This window comes from Microcystis sp. LE18-22.4A, from assembly GCF_027531105.1.
GTDB lineage: Bacteria > Cyanobacteriota > Cyanobacteriia > Cyanobacteriales > Microcystaceae > Microcystis > Microcystis aeruginosa.
In genome coordinates this window covers 1-1,447 of record NZ_JAPZRB010000060.1, presented here as the reverse complement: position 1 = coordinate 1,447, position 1,447 = coordinate 1, and the positions used below count along the sequence as shown (strand labels likewise).

The 1,447-nt window shown below is 35.7% G+C and carries 2 protein-coding genes; both read right to left on the bottom strand.

Annotated elements, in window-relative coordinates; genetic code table 11:
* Positions 1-392: 392 nt before the first annotated feature.
* Positions 393-539 (bottom strand): hypothetical protein, encoded by a 147-nt coding sequence (locus O9295_RS02780; RefSeq protein WP_287731374.1) that lies wholly within the window; start codon positions 537-539, stop codon positions 393-395.
* Entirely contained in the window at positions 536-1,258 is a 723-nt protein-coding gene (locus tag O9295_RS02775) for a hypothetical protein (RefSeq protein WP_288031519.1), read from the bottom strand. Before O9295_RS02775 ends, O9295_RS02780 begins: the two co-directional genes overlap by 4 nt.
* Between the last annotated feature and the right edge of the window lie 189 nt (positions 1,259-1,447).

Sequence of the window (1,447 nt, the reverse complement as noted above, 5' to 3'; positions counted from 1 at the left end):
CTCCCAGCTTTGGTGGGTAAAATGTATTCTAAGATACATTTCTCCTAGCGAGGGGGTGGAACGAACCACAAAGACACAAAGGACACAAAGATCGATCGATCCTATGTAAGTTAAACTTATCACACAGAACCTAGAAGAGCCAAAGGGGGAATAAATAATCAGTCTTTAATAACCGGATTTATTGTCAGTATATCCCTAACACCCTTAAAACCCCACACCCAGGAAAAGCTTTTTGCCGCAAACCCTACTTAGGGCTGTGTATAGAGAAGTTGCGAATTGTTAACCTTAGCTTTGCTAGGAAAACAAAACATGGTATTGTGACCCCAAGGCCGTAAAAAACGGCTGGGTTTTCAGCCGATCTGTAGCTTGGATTGAGGTGATAAAACTCAACATTACCTTTTTCTCGCTAACAAAATCGGTGATAACACTTCATCAGAAACAGTGATCGTAGTAACTTGACAATTAGCTAAAAACACAGCCACCATAATTCCTATAATATTGGCGATCACACTGGGAGAGATAAAGTTTAATATATTCAATAATATCCTATAGTTTTATTCGCATAGTCCTCAGCACTATAAATCATTTGTTCTTCACTTAATCTATATTTTTCCTCATAACTTAATTCACTAAATCGGCGATAAGCTTTCCACCATAATCTCTTAAACTCCTCTTTCTCTTTATATTCTTGCTCTGCTCTTTGTAGTCTTTTTTCAGCCTTTAATTCTCCAATTTTTTCTATTTGTTCATATTCTTCTAATGAAATTGATTTCGGGGTTTTACTAGACTTAAAAGGAGCAGAAATAAAATTCCAAATAACTAAAAAGGAGTTTTGAATCGCACTAACATAAATGCACATATAAAAAATGAAAACGCAAGCCATTAGTATTGCTATTGGTATTGCTATCAGAGGGTTATTCATAATAGCCGTTTTAACCGTCGGAGTCATCCATAGGAGACCATCAATTATTGGTGTTACAACTGATAGCAAAACTGATAGGGATATAAACATACCCCATAACCCCAGAGTACTTGAGCAGTTAATTTCTTGACTATATTGACCCGATCTAAGTAAACCAAGAAAGGTGCCTGTCACGAGGGCAAATGGGAATATGTAAATAAATACGCGGCTGAATTCTTTAAATATGACTCCTAATGAATAATTTTTATCTAGTGGGTCAAATAATAAGTTTCCCAGGACAAAAGGTAAAGACAAAGCAATCTGAGAGCAAACTACATTTTTAATGATAGCTACCAATTTACTAAGTACAGGACAAAAAGCTTGAAAAGTAGGCGGGAGTGGGGTTTTAGGGACTTCCAGAGAATAAAATACCCAACAAAAAAATAGAAAAGTGTTTTTTTGAAAAAGTAATTATTTTTGTCTAGGAAAACAAAGAGTCTCCCATTACAACCTATTTTTCCGAAAAAATAGGCAGCACAAACTCTT